Source organism: Escherichia sp. E2661 (assembly GCF_004745185.1).
Lineage (GTDB): Bacteria > Pseudomonadota > Gammaproteobacteria > Enterobacterales > Enterobacteriaceae > Escherichia.
Genome location: NZ_PDIG01000031.1, coordinates 71,323 through 90,103 on the forward strand (window position 1 = coordinate 71,323; position 18,781 = coordinate 90,103).

General features: G+C 52.3%; 11 protein-coding genes and 2 pseudogenes. 11 read left to right on the forward strand and 2 right to left on the reverse strand.

What is annotated here, in order from left to right; all coding sequences use genetic code 11:
* Positions 1–8 precede the first annotated feature (8 nt).
* A complete protein-coding gene (gene sseB / locus CRI63_RS15500) occupies positions 9–785 on the forward strand; it encodes an enhanced serine sensitivity protein SseB (protein WP_135520025.1) in 777 nt (258 codons plus the stop codon).
* A 30-nt stretch (positions 786–815) separates the two neighbouring features.
* Here sseB and timP read toward each other — a convergent pair whose 3' ends face one another.
* Both timP and sseA read right to left on the reverse strand, forming a co-directional pair.
* Positions 816–941 (reverse strand): small toxic inner membrane protein TimP, encoded by a 126-nt coding sequence (gene timP, locus CRI63_RS24750; RefSeq protein WP_276319951.1) that lies wholly within the window; start codon positions 939–941, stop codon positions 816–818.
* 339 nt (positions 942–1,280) lie between these two features.
* A pseudogene (gene sseA, locus CRI63_RS15505) lies at positions 1,281–2,127 on the reverse strand (3-mercaptopyruvate sulfurtransferase).
* Between the two features lie 206 nt (positions 2,128–2,333).
* Between sseA and yfhM the strand changes: the two are divergent.
* The 10 genes and pseudogenes from yfhM to der all read left to right on the forward strand — a co-directional run bounded on the left by yfhM (position 2,334) and on the right by der (position 18,732).
* Positions 2,334–7,292, forward strand: coding sequence for an alpha2-macroglobulin (gene yfhM / locus CRI63_RS15510; protein ID WP_135520026.1), 4,959 nt, complete (start codon positions 2,334–2,336; stop codon positions 7,290–7,292).
* Entirely contained in the window at positions 7,293–9,605 is a 2,313-nt protein-coding gene (pbpC, locus tag CRI63_RS15515; RefSeq protein ID WP_135520027.1) for a peptidoglycan glycosyltransferase PbpC, read from the forward strand. It begins immediately after the preceding gene.
* A 148-nt stretch (positions 9,606–9,753) separates the two neighbouring features.
* Positions 9,754–10,186: pseudogene (gene ndk / locus CRI63_RS15520) on the forward strand (nucleoside-diphosphate kinase).
* A gap of 149 nt (positions 10,187–10,335) precedes the next feature.
* On the forward strand, positions 10,336–11,490 hold the full coding sequence (locus CRI63_RS15525; RefSeq protein ID WP_130207500.1) for a bifunctional tRNA (adenosine(37)-C2)-methyltransferase TrmG/ribosomal RNA large subunit methyltransferase RlmN: 1,155 nt from the start codon (positions 10,336–10,338) through the stop codon (positions 11,488–11,490).
* A 284-nt stretch (positions 11,491–11,774) separates the two neighbouring features.
* A complete protein-coding gene (gene rodZ / locus CRI63_RS15530) occupies positions 11,775–12,785 on the forward strand; it encodes a cytoskeleton protein RodZ (RefSeq protein WP_130214615.1) in 1,011 nt (336 codons plus the stop codon).
* Positions 12,786–12,811: 26 nt separating this feature from the next.
* Entirely contained in the window at positions 12,812–13,930 is a 1,119-nt protein-coding gene (ispG, locus tag CRI63_RS15535; RefSeq protein ID WP_000551807.1) for a flavodoxin-dependent (E)-4-hydroxy-3-methylbut-2-enyl-diphosphate synthase, read from the forward strand.
* A gap of 110 nt (positions 13,931–14,040) precedes the next feature.
* Complete coding sequence (gene hisS / locus CRI63_RS15540; RefSeq protein ID WP_135520028.1) at positions 14,041–15,315, forward strand: histidine--tRNA ligase; 1,275 nt, start codon at positions 14,041–14,043, stop codon at positions 15,313–15,315.
* Positions 15,316–15,332: 17 nt separating this feature from the next.
* A complete protein-coding gene (yfgM, locus tag CRI63_RS15545) occupies positions 15,333–15,953 on the forward strand; it encodes an ancillary SecYEG translocon subunit YfgM (RefSeq protein ID WP_130214611.1) in 621 nt (206 codons plus the stop codon).
* A 10-nt stretch (positions 15,954–15,963) separates the two neighbouring features.
* Positions 15,964–17,142 carry an outer membrane protein assembly factor BamB gene (gene bamB / locus CRI63_RS15550; RefSeq protein ID WP_130207489.1) on the forward strand — a complete coding sequence of 393 codons (1,179 nt, stop codon included), beginning with the start codon at positions 15,964–15,966 and terminating at the stop codon, positions 17,140–17,142.
* Between the two features lie 117 nt (positions 17,143–17,259).
* Positions 17,260–18,732 (forward strand): ribosome biogenesis GTPase Der, encoded by a 1,473-nt coding sequence (gene der / locus CRI63_RS15555; protein ID WP_032281443.1) that lies wholly within the window; start codon positions 17,260–17,262, stop codon positions 18,730–18,732.
* Positions 18,733–18,781: the final 49 nt, after the last annotated feature.

An 18,781-nucleotide genomic window follows, 5' to 3' on the forward strand; every position in this document is an offset into this window, starting at 1 on the left:
TGGTTCTTATGTCCGAAACAAAAAACGAACTTGAAGACCTGCTGGAAAAAGCAGCAACCGAACCGGCGCACCGCCCGGCCTTTTTCCGTACTCTACTGGAATCCACCGTCTGGGTGCCGGGTACGGCGGCGCAGGGCGAGGCTGTGGTTGAAGATAGCGCGCTTGATTTACAGCACTGGGAAAAAGAAGACGGCACCAGCGTCATTCCTTTTTTCACCTCATTAGAAGCGCTTCAACAGGCGGTTGAAGACGAACAGGCATTTGTCGTAATGCCCGTTCGCACATTATTTGAGATGACTCTTGGTGAAACGCTCTTCCTTAATGCCAAACTGCCAACCGGTAAAGAATTTATGCCGCGTGAAATCAGTTTGCTGATTGGTGAAGAAGGGAATCCGCTGAGCAGTCAGGAAGTACTGGAAGGCGGTGAATCGCTGATATTATCGGAAGTCGCAGAGCCACCAGCACAAATGATTGATTCACTCACCACCTTATTTAAAACCATTAAGCCAGTGAAGCGTGCTTTTATTTGTTCAATTAAAGAGAACGAAGAGGCACAGCCTAATTTACTTATTGGCATTGAAGCCGATGGTGATATCGAAGAAATTATTCAGGCGGCGGGAAGTGTAGCGACCGATACATTACCTGGCGATGAACCGATAGATATTTGCCAGGTAAAAAAAGAGGAAAAAGGAATTAGCCACTTTATTACCGAACATATTGCGCCATTCTATGAACGTCGCTGGGGTGGTTTTTTGCGTGACTTTAAACAGAATCGGATAATATAAAATATGCCGCCCAAAGGGCGGCATTCGGGCTTACTTGCTGCTCTGAAGGTTGTTAACCACCAGTAAATTGTTACCGGAGAGACTCCGGTTATTATTTACTTCGGAAAACAGCGCACCAGAAACAATAAGTACGATACAGAAGCACCGTATCTTCATTGTGCGGTCCATACGAAGACCGCATCACGACAGCACCACTGGCGATATTGCCGCGATAGCAAGCGCTGTGAAACACCTGCATTTACGGCCATGGAACATCCTTTCCTTAAGCCAGCGCCCGTTTGCGAGACGGCGGAAAGGGCCATAGTGGATAATACACTGGCTGAACAAAAATTACTCTCTTTGGCTTGACAAAAAGAGAGTTACTGGCGAGTATTGCTCTGCTGTGAAGCACCTGCGTTGTTCATGCAACACAAGTCAACCTGCTGGAAAGGCCGCGAACCAGACCAGCAATAAAAAACCGCCAAATTCGGCGGTTTTTTATTGCCTGTAAAAAGCTTATTTCAATGGCTCAACCGGTAAATCTGCCCGCGCGCCCCATTCACTCCATGCGCCGTCGTACAGTTTCACGTTTGGCACATCCAGCGTTGCGAGTGCCAACAAAACCACGGCTGCCGTTACACCAGAGCCGCAGCTGACAATAATTGGTTTGTCATAGCTGACGCCGCGACCAAAAAATATCGCATCCAGTTCATCGGTCGTTTTCAGTTCGCCTTCGCGCACCAGTTCTGTCCACGGAACATTCAGCGCGCCGGGAATATGTCCGCGACGTAAACCTGCGCGAGGTTCATCAACTTCCGCGTTAAAACGCGCAGCCGGGCGGGCATCAATAATTTGCGCCGTATTTTCATGGCTTGCCAATAATACATCGGTTACTTTCACCACGGCTTCAGGATTAAACGCGGCGTTAAACTCTCCTTCCGGCAGTTCCACTGCACCTTCTTCTAACAGCAGATCATCACGTTGCCAGCCCGCTAAGCCACCGCCAAGGATTGACACTTTCTCCACACCAAAAGTGCGCAGCATCCACCACGCGCGCGGCGCAGAAAATAGGTTTCCTTCATCATAGACAATCAGATGCTTGTCCTGATTAACGCCCAGTTCACGCATCGCGACGGCGAACGTTTCCGGGCGAGGCAGCATGTGCGGAAGGGGGGATGTGATGATCAGAGAGAGCTTCGATATCGAAAAATACTGCACCGGGGATATGACCGTTCAGATACTCCTGGGCAACGTTTCGCTCTTCCTGCCCGGGCGGCGCCATACGAGCATCAATAATCTGAATTTCCGGGTCATCAATATGTTCGGCGAGCCAGTCGGCTCCTACAAACCATGTCGTGGACATAGGCATCTCCATTTTTGCCGGGGTTAAGTTAAATTGTCGGATGTTTGCCGAAAAGCGACAAGCAAAAGAGGCTGATTTGGCTGCCTGAGCCACATTTCTCACTAAAATTCGGATTTTGTAGATGTGATAGTGAATTACATAACGTCATTTCTCACGCATAATAATCATTCGACGTTGCTAACGGGCCATTGTGGCAGGGATGAGAGATGAAAAAGTTACGCTTAGCCGCCTGTATGTTGATGCTGGCGCTGGCAGGGTGCGACAACAACGATAACGCGCCAACTGCAGTGAAAAAAGATACGTCTTCTGAAGTTGCTAAAGAGTCATCTTCGACAAATGCGACTTCTGCGAAACTCTCCTCGCCGGCGCGACAAAAACTGGCACACCAGAGTGCGGGTAAGGCACTGACATTGCTGGATCTCTCTGAGGTACAGCTCGATGGCGCAGCCACGCTGGTACTGACTTTCTCTGTCCCCCTCGACCCGGATCAGGACTTCTCGCGTGTTATTCATGTCGTCGATAAAAAGAGCGGCAAAGTGGATGGCGCCTGGGAGTTGTCAGATAATCTCAAAGAACTGCGTTTACGCCACCTCGAACCGAAACGTGATTTGATCGTCACTATTGGCAAGGAAGTTAAGGCACTCAATAACGCAACCTTCAGTAAAGATTACGAAAAAACCATCACCACCCGCGATATCCAACCCAGCGTCGGCTTTGCCAGCCGTGGTTCGCTGCTACCCGGAAAAGTCGTGGAAGGACTGCCGGTAATGGCGCTCAACGTTAACAATGTCGATGTTAACTTCTTCCGTGTTAAGCCGGAATCGCTGCCAGCTTTCATTAGCCAATGGGAATACCGCAATTCGCTGGCGAACTGGCAATCGGACAAACTGTTGGAGATGGCGGACCTGGTCTATACCGGGCGGTTTGATCTCAATCCCGCGCGAAACACTCGTGAAAAATTATTGCTGCCGCTGGGCGATATCAAGCCGCTTCAGCAGGCGGGCGTGTATCTGGCTGTAATGAATCAGGCCGGACATTACGATTACAGTAATCCAGCCACGCTATTTACGTTAAGTGATATCGGCGTATCGGCCCACCGTTATCACAATCGTCTGGATATCTTTACTCAAAGCCTGGAAAACGGCGCGGCCCAGCAAGGAATTGAAGTCTCGCTATTAAATGAGAAAGGGCAGACTCTGACTCAGGCGACCAGTGATTCACAGGGCCATGTGCAGTTGGAAAATGATAAAAATGCGGCGCTACTGCTGGCGCGTAAAGACGGTCAAACAACGCTGCTCGATTTAAAACTACCGGCACTGGACTTAGCGGAATTTAACATTGCTGGCGCGCCAGGCTACAGCAAACAGTTCTTTATGTTTGGCCCGCGCGATCTTTATCGCCCTGGCGAAACGGTCATCCTCAACGGCTTACTGCGTGATGCAGACGGTAAAGCTCTGCCGGATCAACCCATCAAACTGGACGTGATTAAACCTGACGGGCAGGTACTGCGTAGTGTTGTTAGCCAGCCGGAAAATGGCCTCTACCACTTTACCTGGCCGCTGGATAGCACTGCGGCAACCGGAATGTGGCATATCCGAGCCAACACTGGGGATAACCAGTATCGGATGTGGGATTTCCACGTCGAAGATTTTATGCCGGAGCGCATGGCGTTGAATCTGACCGGCGAGAAAACGCCATTAACACCAAAAGATGAAGTGAAATTCTCCGTGGTGGGGTACTACCTGTACGGTGCGCCCGCTAATGGCAATACCTTGCAGGGACAGCTTTTCTTGCGGCCGCTGCGTGAAGCGGTTTCTGCATTGCCTGGTTTCGAATTTGGCGATATTGCTGCCGAAAACCTTTCCCGCACGCTGGATGAAGTTCAGTTGACGCTGGATGATAAAGGGCGTGGCGAAGTTTCCACTGAAAGCCAGTGGAAGGAAGTACATTCCCCATTACAGGTTATTTTCCAGGGGAGTTTGCTGGAATCGGGTGGTCGCCCGGTGACGCGCCGCGCTGAACAGGCTATCTGGCCTGCCGATGCGCTGCCAGGGATCCGTCCGCAGTTCTCTTCAAAATCAGTTTACGATTATCGCACTGACAGCATGGTAAAACAGCCCATTGTTGATGAAGACAGTAACGCTGTTTTTGATATCGTTTATAGCGATGCGCAGGGCGTGAAAAAAGCAGTGTCGGGCTTGCAGGTGCGACTGATTCGCGAACGTCGCGATTACTACTGGAACTGGTCGGAAGATGAAGGCTGGAAGTCACAGTTCGATCAAAAAGATTTGATCGAAAATGAGCAAACGCTGGATCTGAAAGCGGACGAAACCGGCAAGGTCAGATTTCCGGTAGAGTGGGGCGCTTATCGTCTGGAAGTCAAAGCGCCGAATGAAGCGGTCAGTAGCGTGCGTTTTTGGGCCGGATATAGCTGGCAGGACAATAGCGACGGTAGCGGCGCAGTGCGTCCGGATCGTGTCACGCTGAAACTGGATAAAGCCAGTTATCGCCCGGGCGACACCATTAAGTTGCATATCGCCGCGCCAACGGCGGGTAAAGGTTATGCGATGGTCGAGTCCAGTGAAGGGCCGCTGTGGTGGCAAGAGATTGATGTTCTGGCTCAAGGGCTGGATCTGACGATTCCGGTCGATAAAACCTGGAATCGCCATGATCTGTATTTAAGTACGCTGGTGGTGCGTCCTGGTGATAAATCTCGCTCCGCGACGCCAAAACGCGCGGTTGGTGTGTTGCATTTGCCGCTTGGTGATGAAAACCGTCGCCTCGATCTCGCGCTGGAAACACCAGCAAAAATGCGTCCCAATCAACCATTAACCGTGAAAATTAAAGCCAGCACTAAAAATGGCGAGAAGCCTAAACAGGTGAATGTGCTGGTGTCTGCCGTTGATAGTGGTGTGCTGAATATTACTGACTACGTCACGCCAGATCCGTGGCAGGCGTTCTTTGGTCAGAAACGCTATGGCGCAGACATTTATGATATTTACGGTCAGGTTATTGAAGGTCAGGGGCGTCTGGCTGCACTGCGCTTTGGTGGTGATGGTGATGAACTGAAACGCGGTGGCAAACCGCCAGTAAATCACGTCAATATTGTCGCGCAACAGGCGCTGCCGGTAACGCTCAACGAACAGGGCGAAGGCACGGTTACATTGCCGATTGGCGATTTTAACGGTGAATTGCGCGTCATGGCGCAAGCATGGACAGCAGATGATTTCGGCAGCAACGAAAGCAAAGTGGTTGTTGCGGCACCCGTGATAGCGGAACTGAACATGCCGCGCTTTATGGCTAGCGGCGACACCTCTCGTCTGACGCTGGACATCACTAATCTTACCGATAAACCGCAAAAACTTAACGTTGCTCTGACCGCCAGTGGCTTGCTTGAACTGGTGAGTAATTCTCCCGCACCAGTTGAATTAGCGCCAGGTGTGCGAACCACGCTGTTTATCCCGGTGCGTGCTCTGACGGGGTTTGGCGATGGTGAAATTCAGGCCACCATTAGCGGGTTAGCGTTACCAGGTGAAACCGTTGCCGATCAGCATAAGCAGTGGAAAATCGGCGTCCGTCCGGCATTCCCGGCACAAACGGTCAATTACGGTACGGCGTTGCAGCCTGGTGAGACATGGGCGCTCCCGGCTGATGGGTTGCAAAACTTCTCTCCTGTTACGCTGGAAGGGCAGTTGTTGTTGAGCGGCAAACCACCGCTGAACATCGCACGTTATATCAAAGAGTTAAAAGCGTATCCGTACGGCTGTCTGGAGCAAACCACCAGCGGCCTGTTCCCGTCACTTTATACCAACGCTGCCCAGCTACAGGCGTTGGGGATAAAAGGCGACAGCGATGATAAACGCCGTGCGGCAGTCGATATTGGCATTTCTCGTTTGCTGCAAATGCAACGTGATAACGGCGGCTTTGCCCTGTGGGATAAAAACGGTGACGAAGAGTACTGGCTGACCGCCTACGTGATGGATTTCCTGATCCGTGCTGGTGAACAGGGTTACAGCGTGCCGACAGAAACCATTAATCGTGGAAACGAGCGTCTGCTGCGCTATTTACAAGATCCGGGCATGATGTCGATTCCGTACGCTGATAATCTTAAAGCCAGTAAGTTTGCCGTTCAGTCTTACGCTGCACTGGTGCTGGCACGGCAGCAAAAAGCACCGCTGGGTGCACTACGCGAAATCTGGGAGCGTCGTGCAGATGCGGCTTCTGGTTTACCGCTGCTGCAACTTGGCGTTGCGCTGAAAACCATGGGTGATGCGACGCGTGGTGAAGAAGCGATTGCGCTGGCGCTGAAAACGCCGCGTAACGATGAACGGAAATGGCTGGGTGATTACGGTAGCCCACTGCGCGACAACGCGTTAATGCTCTCCTTACTTGAAGAAAATAAACTGCTACCCGATGAGCAGAACACTTTGCTGAACACGCTTTCTCAGCAGGCGTTCGGTGAACGCTGGCTCTCGACGCAGGAAAGTAACGCGTTGTTCCTGGCTGCCCGTACGATTCAGGATTTACCGGGTAAATGGCAGGCGCAAACCTCTTTCTCAACTGAGCCGCTGACAGGCGAGAAAGCGCAAAACAGCAATCTGAATAGCGATCAACTTGCCACCTTGCAGGTGACCAACCGTGGTGACCAGCCGTTATGGCTGCGTGTGGATGCCAGCGGTTATCCGCAATCCGCACCACAACCAGCGAGCAATGTGCTGCAAATTGAGCGTCATATTCTTGGTACTGACGGTAAGAGTAAGTCTCTGGACTCGTTGCGTAGCGGCGATCTGGTGCTGGTCTGGTTGCAGGTAAAAGCCAGTGACAGCGTGCCGGATGCTTTGGTCGTTGATTTACTGCCAGCGGGCCTGGAACTGGAAAACCAGAACCTGGCTAACGGCAGCGCCAGCCTGGAGCAAAGTGGCAGCGAAGTGCAAAACCTACTCAATCAAATGCAACAAGCGAACATTAAGCATATTGAGTTTCGGGACGATCGCTTTGTGGCGGCGGTTGTTGTTGATGAATATCAGCCGGTAACGCTGGTGTATCTGGCACGGGCGGTAACGCCGGGAACGTATCAGGTTCCGCAACCGATGGTGGAATCAATGTATGTTCCCCAATGGCGGGCGACTGGCGCTACTGAAGATTTGCTGATTATCAGACCGTAAATGGCTCGTCTGTTAACCAAACGTGGCTGCTGGATAACGCTGGCAGTCACGCCCTTTATTATCATTCTGGCGGCGTGGGGGGCAGATAAACTCTGGCCTCTGCCGCTACATGAAGTTAACCCCGCACGCGTCGTCGTGGCGCAGGATGGGACGCCGCTCTGGCGCTTTGCCGATGCTGATGGCATCTGGCGTTATCCGGTAACCATCGAAGATGTTTCTCCGCGTTATCTCGAAGCACTGATCAATTACGAAGATCGCTGGTTCTGGAAGCATCCAGGCGTGAACCCATTCTCGGTGGCTCGTGCTGCCTGGCAGGATCTTACTTCTGGTCGGGTTATCTCCGGCGGCAGTACGCTCACTATGCAGGTAGCTCGCCTGCTTGATCCACATTCGAAAACCTTTGGCGGTAAAATTCGCCAACTCTGGCGCGCATTTCAACTGGAATGGCACCTGTCTAAACGTGAAATTCTGACCTTGTATCTTAACCGCGCCCCGTTTGGCGGTACTTTACAGGGGATCGGTGCGGCAAGCTGGGCTTATCTCGGGAAATCGCCTGCAAATTTGAGCTATTCCGAGGCAGCAATGTTGGCGGTGTTACCGCAAGCGCCTAGCCGACTGCGCCCGGATCGCTGGCCGGAACGTGCCGAGGCCGCACGTAATAAAGTGCTCAAACGGATGGCTGCGCAAGGTGTGTGGTCCCGTGAGCAGGTAAAAGAATCTAGTGAAGAGCCCATCTGGCTGGCCCCCCGACAAATGCCGCAACTGGCACCGTTGTTTTCGCGCATGATGCTCGGTAAAAGTAAAAGCGACAAAATCGTTACTACGCTGGATGCAGGTCTTCAACGACGTCTGGAAGAACTGGCGCAAAACTGGAAAGGACGATTGCCGGCGCGCAGCTCACTGGCAATGATCGTGGTTGATCATACCGATATGCGTGTTCGCGGCTGGGTAGGATCGGTCGATCTCAACGATGATTCACGCTTTGGTCATGTTGATATGGTTAATGCGATCCGATCGCCAGGATCGGTGCTCAAACCATTTGTTTATGGTCTGGCGCTGGATGAAGGTTTGATCCACCCGGCATCGCTGTTGCAAGACGTCCCCCGACGCACCGGTGATTATCGACCCGGTAACTTTGACAGCGGTTTTCATGGCCCGATCAGCATGAGCGAGGCGCTGGTGCGCTCGCTGAACTTACCTGCTGTGCAGGTGCTGGAAGCCTATGGCCCGAAACGGTTTGCGGCAAAATTACGCAATGTTGGATTGCCGTTGTATTTGCCCAACGGTGCTGCGCCCAATCTTTCGCTCATTCTCGGCGGCGCTGGTGCAAAACTGGAAGATATGGCCGCAACGTATACCGCGTTTGCTCGCCACGGTAAGGCAGGTAAGTTGCGCTTACAGCCGGGCGACCCATTACTTGAGCGACCGTTAATGTCGCCGGGGGCCGCGTGGATTATCCGCCGTATTATGGCAGATGAAGCGCAGCCGCTTCCGGATGGTGCCTTGCCACGCGTCGTACCACTGGCGTGGAAAACAGGAACCAGTTATGGCTATCGCGATGCATGGGCAATAGGGATAAACGCTCGCTATGTGATCGGTATCTGGACCGGCAGGCCGGACGGCACGCCGGTAGTCGGCCAGTTTGGCTTTGCCAGTGCCGTACCGCTGTTGAATCAGGTCAATAATATCTTACTGTCGCGCAGTGCGAATCTGCCGGAAGACCCGCGTCCTGACTCCGTAAGCCGTGGCGTTATCTGCTGGCCTGGCGGACAGTCTTTGCCGGAAGGTGACGGTAACTGTCGCCGCCGCCTGGCAACCTGGCTGCTGGACGGGAGCCAGCCGCCAACGCTATTACTGCCGGAGCAGGAAGGCATTAACGGCATTCGTTTCCCCATCTGGCTGGATGAAAACGGCAAACGTGTTGCCGCTGATTGCCCTCAGGCGCGACAAGAAATGATAAATGTCTGGCCGCTACCGCTGGAACCCTGGCTGCCCGCATCGGAGCGCCGCGCCGCACGCCTGCCATCGGCATCAACAAGTTGCCCGCCGTACGGTCACGATGCCCAGCTCCCGCTGCAGCTGACAGGCGTTCGCGATGGCGCGATTATTAAACGTTTACCTGGCACTGCTGATGCTTCTTTGCCTGTGCAAACCACGGGTGGCGCAGGTGGACGATGGTGGTTTCTTAATGGTGCGCCGTTAACTGAACGTGGGCGTAACATTACGTTGCGTTTGAGTGAAAAAGGTGATTATCAGTTACTGGTGATGGATGAAATGGGACAGGTCGCGACGGTGAGATTTGCCATGCAGTAGTCTGTTTTGTCAGATTTTGTTGCTTAAACTCGGTTTATTTTAAAAAAATGTTACCTTCATCAATAGTCAACGGCCCTGTAGCTCATTATAATCCGCGCCATCTCGTACGCTGGTACAGACAACAACAGAATAATTTACAGAGGTAAAAATGGCTATTGAACGTACTTTTTCCATCATCAAACCAAATGCGGTAGCAAAAAAACGTTATTGGTAATATCTTTGCGCGCTTTGAAGCTGCTGGATTCAAAATTGTCGGTACCAAAATGCTGCACCTGACCGTTGAACAGGCTCGTGGCTTTTATGCTGAACACGATGGAAAACCGTTCTTTGATGGTCTGGTTGAGTTCATGACCTCTGGCCCGATCGTGGTTTCCGTGCTGGAAGGTGAAAACGCCGTTCAGCGTCACCGCGATCTGCTGGGCGCGACCAATCCGGCAAACGCACTGGCCGGTACTCTGCGCGCTGATTACGCTGACAGCCTGACCGAAAACGGTACCCACGGTTCTGATTCCGTCGAATCTGCCGCTCGCGAAATCGCCTTCTTCTTCGGTGAAGGCGAAGTGTGTCCGCGCACACGTTAATATTTTCGTAAATGCCGCGTGCAAACGTGGCATCCATGCGCCAGAATTTGTACAATGCAGCGCCCCCGGACGAGCAGTAGCTCACCGGGGCGTTTCTTTTTTCAACCCTCCAGGGGCCATAACGTGTAATAACGAGGCCGGAATAGCATATGTCTGAACAATTAGTCACACCTGAAAACGTCACCACGAAAGATGGAAAAATCAACCTGCTGGATCTCAACCGTCAGCAGATGCGGGAGTTTTTTAAAGATTTAGGTGAAAAACCCTTCCGCGCCGATCAGGTGATGAAGTGGATGTATCACTATTGCTGCGACAACTTTGATGAGATGACCGACATCAACAAAGTGTTGCGCGGCAAACTGAAAGAGGTGGCGGAGATCCGCGCACCGGAAGTGGTTGAAGAACAGCGTTCATCTGACGGCACCATTAAATGGGCAATTGCCGTGGGCGATCAGCGCGTTGAAACGGTGTACATTCCGGAAGACGACCGCGCCACACTTTGCGTCTCCTCGCAGGTTGGCTGTGCGCTGGAGTGTAAATTCTGTTCCACTGCCCAGCAAGGTTTCAACCGTAACCTGCGGGTGTCGGAAATTATTGGCCAGGTGTGGCGTGCGGCGAAAATCGTCGGCGCAGCAAAAGTCACCGGTCAGCGCCCGATCACTAACGTAGTGATGATGGGCATGGGCGAACCGCTGCTCAACCTGAACAATGTCGTTCCGGCGATGGAAATCATGCTCGACGATTTTGGCTTTGGCTTGTCTAAACGTCGCGTGACGCTCTCTACATCGGGTGTTGTTCCGGCACTGGATAAACTGGGCGATATGATTGACGTTGCGCTGGCAATCTCTCTGCATGCGCCGAACGACGAAATTCGTGACGAAATTGTACCGATCAACAAAAAGTACAATATCGAAACGTTCCTTGCTGCGGTGCGCCGTTATCTGGAGAAATCCAACGCCAATCAAGGCCGAGTCACTATTGAATACGTGATGCTTGACCATGTTAACGACGGTACTGAGCACGCGCATCAACTGGCGGAGCTGCTGAAAGATACGCCGTGTAAGATCAACCTGATTCCGTGGAACCCGTTCCCGGGCGCGCCGTATGGCCGCAGTTCGAACAGTCGTATCGATCGCTTCTCAAAAGTGTTGATGAGCTATGGGTTCACAACCATCGTGCGTAAAACGCGTGGGGATGATATCGACGCAGCCTGCGGGCAATTAGCGGGCGAGGTTATCGACCGTACTAAACGTACCCTGCGCAAACGGATGCAGGGAGAAGCCATCGACGTGAAAACGGTTTGATGTCTCTTGCGCCACGGTTACTTTTTGTACCGTGGCGTAATCTTTTATGAATATAGCATTAAGTTGCAATTGTCTGATCAATATTAACGGTGCGTTTTTGCTGACTTTAAGGCAGTATGTAACGATGCAACAGTGAGTTAGCTTTGATTCATGTGGGCTTTGTCATGAGCACACAGACAGTCTTATACTGTATGATAAAGGTTAACTTAATGGATGTCTCGCGGTGTGGGTGAGTATGATGACTCACCGGCATCTCAATTCTCATTTAAACGTACCTGCAGCGAATGAATACTGAAGCCACGCACGACCAAAATGAAGCACTTACTACCGGCGCTCGCTTGCGTAATGCCCGCGAACAACTTGGACTTAGCCAGCAAGCCGTTGCCGAACGACTTTGTCTGAAGGTTTCCACGGTACGCGATATTGAAGAGGATAAGGCGCCAGCCGACCTTGCATCAACATTCCTGCGCGGGTATATCCGGTCTTATGCACGACTGGTGCATATTCCGGAAGAAGAACTGCTGCCGGGGCTGGAAAAACAGGCTCCGTTACGGGCCGCAAAAGTTGCGCCCATGCAGAGTTTCTCTCTCGGCAAGCGACGTAAAAAACGCGATGGCTGGCTGATGACCTTCACCTGGCTGGTGTTATTCGTGGTGATTGGACTGAGCGGTGCCTGGTGGTGGCAAGATCACAAAGCCCAGCAGGAAGAGATCACGACTATGGCCGATCAGACCACAGCGGAACTGAACGGTAATAGCGACCAGGCGCAGAGCGTGCCGTTAGATACCTCCTCAAATGCTAGTCAGAGTGACTCCACCACGACGTCAGCACCTGCGGATACTACCGCTGCAAACACGCAAACGTCAGACGTGACCACCCCAGCCCCTGCCGTTGAACCACAGCAGAACGCAGTTGTTCCGCCTTCGCAGGCGAATGTGGATACCGCGGCTACGACCGCGCCAACGGCAACGACGCCAGATGCTGCTGCACCATTGCCAACCGATCAGGCTGGTGTAACAACACCAGCGGCTGACCCGAATGCGCTGGTCATGAACTTTACTGCCGATTGCTGGCTGGAAGTCACCGATTCTACCGGCAAAAAACTGTTCAGCGGGATGCAGCGTAAAGGCGGTAACTTGAATTTAGCCGGTCAGGCGCCGTACAAACTGAAAATTGGTGCGCCAGCCGCAGTACAGATCCAGTATCAAGGGAAACCTGTCGATCTGAGTCGTTTTATCAGAACTAACCAGGTTGCGCGTCTGACCCTAAATGCCGAACAATCACCGGCGCAGTAACAGACGGGTAACGCGGGAGATTTTGCATGCATAACCAGGCTCCAATTCAACGTAGAAAATCAACACGTATTTACGTTGGGAATGTGCCGATTGGCGATGGAGCTCCCATCGCCGTACAGTCCATGACTAATACGCGCACGACAGACGTCGAAGCGACGGTCAATCAAATCAAGGCACTGGAACGTGTTGGTGCCGATATCGTCCGTGTTTCAGTACCGACGATGGACGCGGCAGAAGCGTTCAAACTCATCAAACAGCAGGTTAACGTACCGCTGGTGGCCGACATCCACTTTGACTATCGCATTGCGCTGAAAGTGGCGGAATACGGTGTCGATTGCCTGCGCATTAACCCAGGCAATATCGGTAATGAAGAGCGTATTCGCATGGTGGTTGACTGTGCGCGCGATAAAAACATTCCGATCCGTATTGGCGTTAACGCGGGATCGCTGGAAAAAGATCTGCAAGAAAAGTATGGCGAACCGACGCCGCAGGCGTTGCTTGAGTCCGCCATGCGCCATGTTGATCATCTCGATCGTCTGAACTTTGATCAGTTTAAAGTCAGTGTTAAAGCGTCAGACGTTTTCCTGGCAGTAGAATCGTATCGTCTGCTGGCAAAACAGATCGATCAGCCGCTGCATCTTGGGATCACCGAAGCGGGTGGCGCGCGCAGCGGGGCAGTGAAATCTGCCATCGGTTTAGGTCTGCTGCTGTCTGAAGGCATCGGTGACACGCTGCGCGTTTCGCTGGCTGCCGATCCGGTTGAAGAGATCAAAGTCGGTTTCGATATCCTTAAATCGCTGCGAATCCGTTCGCGCGGGATCAACTTCATCGCCTGCCCGACCTGTTCTCGTCAGGAGTTTGACGTCATTGGTACGGTTAACGCACTTGAGCAGCGTCTGGAAGATATCATTACCCCGATGGACGTTTCGATCATTGGTTGCGTGGTGAATGGCCCTGGCGAGGCACTGGTTTCTACACTCGGCGTCACGGGCGGCAACAAGAAAAGCGGCCTTTATGAAGATGGCGTGCGCAAAGACCGTCTGGACAACAATGACATGATCGATCAGCTGGAGGCGCGCATTCGTGCAAAAGCCAGTCAGCTGGACGAAGCGCGTCGAATTGACGTTCAGCAGGTTGAAAAATAATAACGTGATGGGAAGCGCCTCGCTTCCCGTGTATGATTGAACCCGCATAGCTCCCGAAACATTGACGGAAGCGTTGAGGGTTCATTTTTATATTCAGAAAGAGAATAAACGTGGCAAAAAACATTCAAGCCATTCGCGGCATGAACGATTACCTGCCTGGCGAAACGGCCATTTGGCAGCGCATTGAAGGCACACTGAAAAACGTGCTCGGCAGCTACGGTTACAGTGAAATCCGCTTGCCGATTGTAGAGCAGACCCCGCTATTCAAACGTGCGATTGGTGAAGTCACCGACGTGGTTGAAAAAGAGATGTATACCTTTGAGGATCGCAATGGCGACAGCCTGACTTTGCGCCCTGAAGGGACGGCGGGCTGTGTACGCGCCGGCATCGAGCATGGTCTTCTGTACAATCAGGAACAGCGTCTGTGGTATATCGGGCCGATGTTCCGCCATGAGCGTCCGCAAAAAGGCCGTTATCGTCAATTCCATCAGCTAGGTTGTGAAGTCTTCGGTCTGCAAGGTCCGGATATTGACGCCGAACTGATCATGCTTACTGCTCGCTGGTGGCGTGCGCTGGGTATCTCTGAACACGTTACCCTCGAACTGAACTCAATCGGTTCACTGGAAGCGCGAGCGAACTACCGCGACGCTTTAGTGGCATTCCTCGAACAGCATAAAGAAAAGCTGGACGAAGACTGCAAACGCCGCATGTACACCAACCCGCTGCGCGTGCTGGATTCCAAAAATCCGGAAGTGCAGGCGTTACTCAATGACGCTCCGGAATTAGGCGATTATCTTGACGAGGAGTCTCGCGAGCATTTTGCTGGTCTGTGCAAACTGCTTGAGAGCGCAGGTATTGCCTACACCGTCAACCAGCGTTTGGTGCGTGGTCTGGATTACTACAATCGTACCGTTTTCGAATGGGTGACTAACAGCCTCGGTTCCCAGGGAACCGTGTGCGCAGGCGGTCGTTATGACGGTCTGGTGGAACAGCTGGGTGGCCGTGCAACACCGGCAGTAGGTTTTGCGATGGGCCTCGAACGTCTTGTGTTGTTAGTTCAGGCAGTTAATCCGGAATTTAAAGCCGATCCCGTTGTCGATATATACCTGGTGGCTTCAGGCACCGATACACAATCTGCGGCGCTGGCATTAGCTGAGCGTCTGCGTGATGAATTACCGGGTGTGAAATTGATGACCAACCACGGCGGCGGCAATTTTAAGAAACAGTTTGCCCGTGCTGATAAATGGGGCGCACGCGTTGCTGTGGTGCTGGGTGAGTCCGAAGTGGCCAACGGCACGGCAGTAGTGAAGGATTTGCGCTCTGGTGAGCAAACGGCAGTTGCGCAGGATAGCGTAGCCGCGCATTTGCGCACGTTACTGGGTTAAGGAAGGAGAAGGACAGCGTGGAAATTTACGAGAACGAAAACGACCAGGTTGAAGCGGTTAAACGCTTTTTTGCTGAAAATGGCAAAGCACTGGCTGTTGGGGTGATTTTGGGCGTTGGCGCACTGATTGGCTGGCGCTACTGGAACAGCCATCAGGTTGATTCCGCACGCTCCACTTCCCTTGCCTATCACAATGCGGTTACCGCAGTTAGCGAAGGCAAACCAGACAGCATTCCGGCGGCGGAAAAATTCGCTGCTGAAAATAAAAATACTTATGGCGCGCTGGCTTCTTTGGAACTTGCGCAGCAATTTGTTGACAAAAATGAACTAGAGAAAGCTGCCGCCCAATTGCAACAGGGGTTGGCGGACACGAGCGATGAAAATCTCAAAGCCGTGATAAATCTGCGTCTTGCCCGAGTTCAGGTGCAGCTCAAGCAGGCTGATGCCGCGCTGAAAACCCTTGAAACCATTAAAGGTGAAGGGTGGGCTGCCATTGTTGCCGACCTGCGTGGTGAAGCATTGCTGAGCAAAGGTGATAAGCAAGGTGCGCGTAGTGCATGGGAAGCAGGCGTGAAAAGCGATGCTACCCCGGCACTGAGCGAAATGATGCAGATGAAAATTAATAATTTGTCCATCTGAGAGGGACCCGATGCAATTGCGTAAATTACTGCTGCCAGGACTGCTTTCCGTTACTCTTTTAAGCGGCTGTTCGCTGTTTAACAGCGAAGAAGATGTGGTAAAGATGTCCCCATTGCCGACCGTTGAAAACCAGTTTACGCCGACCACGGCGTGGAGCACCTCTGTTGGTAGCGGCATTGGCAACTTCTATTCTAATCTTCATCCGGCACTGGCGGACAACGTTGTCTATGCAGCAGACCGCGCTGGTTTAGTAAAAGCGATGAATGCGGATGACGGCAAAGAAATCTGGTCTGTCAGTCTGGCCGAGAAAGATGGCTGGTTGTCTAAAGAGCCGGCATTGCTTTCTGGCGGCGTGACCGTAGCAGGTGGTCATGTTTACATTGGCAGCGAAAAGGCGCAGGTTTACGCGCTGAATACCAGTGATGGTACTGTAGCATGGCAAACTAAAGTCGCGGGTGAAGCACTTTCTCGCCCGGTGGTTAGCGATGGTCTGGTACTTATCCACACCAGTAATGGTCAGTTGCAAGCGCTGAACGAAGCAGACGGTGCTGTTAAATGGACAGTTAACCTTGATATGCCTTCGCTCTCTTTGCGTGGCGAATCTGCGCCAGCCACAGCGTTTGGCGCAGCAGTCGTTGGTGGTGATAATGGCCGCGTCAGTGCAGTACTGATGCAACAGGGCCAGATGATTTGGCAACAGCGCATCTCCCAGGCGACCGGCTCTACTGAAATCGACCGTCTGAGCGATGTTGACACAACTCCAGTAATCATTAACGGCGTTGTTTTTGCACTGGCCTATAATGGTAACCTGACGGCGCTTGATCTGCGCAGCGGTCAGATTATGTGGAAACGCGAATTGGGTTCGGTGAATGATTTCATCGTCGACGGTAACCGTATCTATCTGGTCGATCAAAATGACCGGGTGATGGCATTGACCATTGATGGCGGCGTTACGCTGTGGACGCAAAGCGATCTGTTGCATCGCCTGCTGACTTCTCCGGTGCTGTATAATGGCAACCTGGTGGTGGGTGACAGTGAAGGCTATCTGCACTGGATTAATGTCGAAGATGGTCGTTTCGTTGCCCAGCAAAAAGTTGATAGCTCCGGTTTCCAGACCGAACCGGTTGCCGCTGATGGCAAACTGCTGATCCAGGCAAAAGACGGGACTGTGTACTCCATTACACGTTAATCGTCTCTGTCGTTCACTTTGAAAACGGCTCCTGGACAGGGGCCGTTTTCCTGTTTTTAACAACGACGCAAAAAAAGCGATCGTTGTCTGATGATTTATAAAAATGAGGCTTTAAACATGGTACCTGTGGTCGCGCTTGTCGGGCGCCCTAACGTAGGAAAATCCACGTTATTTAACCGTCTAACTCGCACCCGAGATGCGCTGGTTGCGGATTTCCCGGGTCTGACTCGTGACCGTAAGTACGGTCGTGCAGAAATTGAAGGCCGCGAGTTTATCTGTATTGATACCGGCGGTATTGACGGTACGGAAGACGGTGTTGAAACCCGCATGGCGGAACAGTCGCTGCTGGCGATTGAAGAAGCAGACGTTGTACTGTTTATGGTTGATGCGCGTGCTGGCCTGATGCCGGCAGATGAAGCTATTGCCAAGCACCTGCGCTCCCGAGAAAAACCTACCTTCCTGGTGGCAAACAAAACTGATGGTTTAGATCCAGACCAGGCAGTTGTTGATTTCTATTCGCTCGGTTTAGGCGAAATCTACCCAATTGCCGCGTCTCATGGTCGTGGCGTATTAAGCCTGCTGGAGCACGTCCTTCTGCCGTGGATGGAAGATCTCGCCCCGCAAGAAGAAGTGGACGAAGACGCAGAATACTGGGCGCAATTTGAAGCGCAAGAGAACGGCGAAGAAGAAGAGGAAGACGACTTCGACCCGCAAAGTCTGCCGATCAAACTGGCGATTGTGGGTCGTCCGAACGTCGGTAAGTCTACGCTCACTAACCGTATTCTCGGTGAAGAACGCGTTGTGGTTTACGACATGCCAGGCACAACGCGTGACAGTATCTACATTCCAATGGAACGTGACGGACGTGAGTATGTACTCATTGACACCGCAGGCGTACGTAAACGCGGCAAAATCACCGATGCTGTAGAGAAGTTCTCAGTAATCAAAACGTTGCAGGCCATTGAAGACGCCAACGTGGTGATGCTGGTCATTGATGCACGCGAAGGTATTTCCGATCAGGATCTCTCCCTGCTGGGCTTTATTCTCAATAGTGGGCGCTCACTTGTGATTGTGGTGAACAAGTGGGATGGCCTGAGCCAGGAAGTGAAAGAGCAGGTGAAAGAGACGCTGGACTTCCGTCTGGGCTTTATCGATTTTGCTCGCGTGCACTTTATTTCTGCATTGCACGGCAGTGGTGTTGGTAACCTCTTTGAATCAGTGCGTGAAGCGTATGACAGCTCTACCCGTCGCGTGGGTACGTCTATGCTGACACGAATCATGACCATGGCTGTTGAAGATCACCAGCCGCCGCTGGTTCGCGGGCGTCGCGTGAAGCTGAAATATGCCCACGCTGGTGGTTATAACCCGCCGATTGTGGTGATTCACGGTAACCAGGTGAAAGACCTGCCGGATTCCTACAAGCGTTATCTGATGAACTATTTCCGCAAGTCTCTGGATGTGATGGGGACGCCGATTCGTATTCAGTTCAAAGAAGGGGAAAACCCATATGCGAACAAGCGTAACACCCTGACGCCGACCCAGATGCGCAAGCGTAAGCGCCTGATGAAGCATATCAAGAAAAGTAAGTAATTACTTATCTGGTTTCCCTTTCCATATGGAAAGGGAAACCCATGAAAAT

Coding starts and splice junctions, on each gene's coding strand:
- yfhM (WP_135520026.1), top strand. CDS start 2,334: ATGAAAAAGTTACGCTTAGCCGCCTGTATGTTGATGCTGGCGCTGGCA.
- pbpC (WP_135520027.1), top strand. CDS start 7,293: ATGGCTCGTCTGTTAACCAAACGTGGCTGCTGGATAACGCTGGCAGTC.
- der (WP_032281443.1), top strand. CDS start 17,260: ATGGTACCTGTGGTCGCGCTTGTCGGGCGCCCTAACGTAGGAAAATCC.
- rodZ (WP_130214615.1), top strand. CDS start 11,775: ATGAATACTGAAGCCACGCACGACCAAAATGAAGCACTTACTACCGGC.
- CRI63_RS15525 (WP_130207500.1), top strand. CDS start 10,336: ATGTCTGAACAATTAGTCACACCTGAAAACGTCACCACGAAAGATGGA.
- timP (WP_276319951.1), bottom strand. CDS start 941: ATGAAGATACGGTGCTTCTGTATCGTACTTATTGTTTCTGGTGCGCTG.
- bamB (WP_130207489.1), top strand. CDS start 15,964: ATGCAATTGCGTAAATTACTGCTGCCAGGACTGCTTTCCGTTACTCTT.
- ispG (WP_000551807.1), top strand. CDS start 12,812: ATGCATAACCAGGCTCCAATTCAACGTAGAAAATCAACACGTATTTAC.
- sseB (WP_135520025.1), top strand. CDS start 9: ATGTCCGAAACAAAAAACGAACTTGAAGACCTGCTGGAAAAAGCAGCA.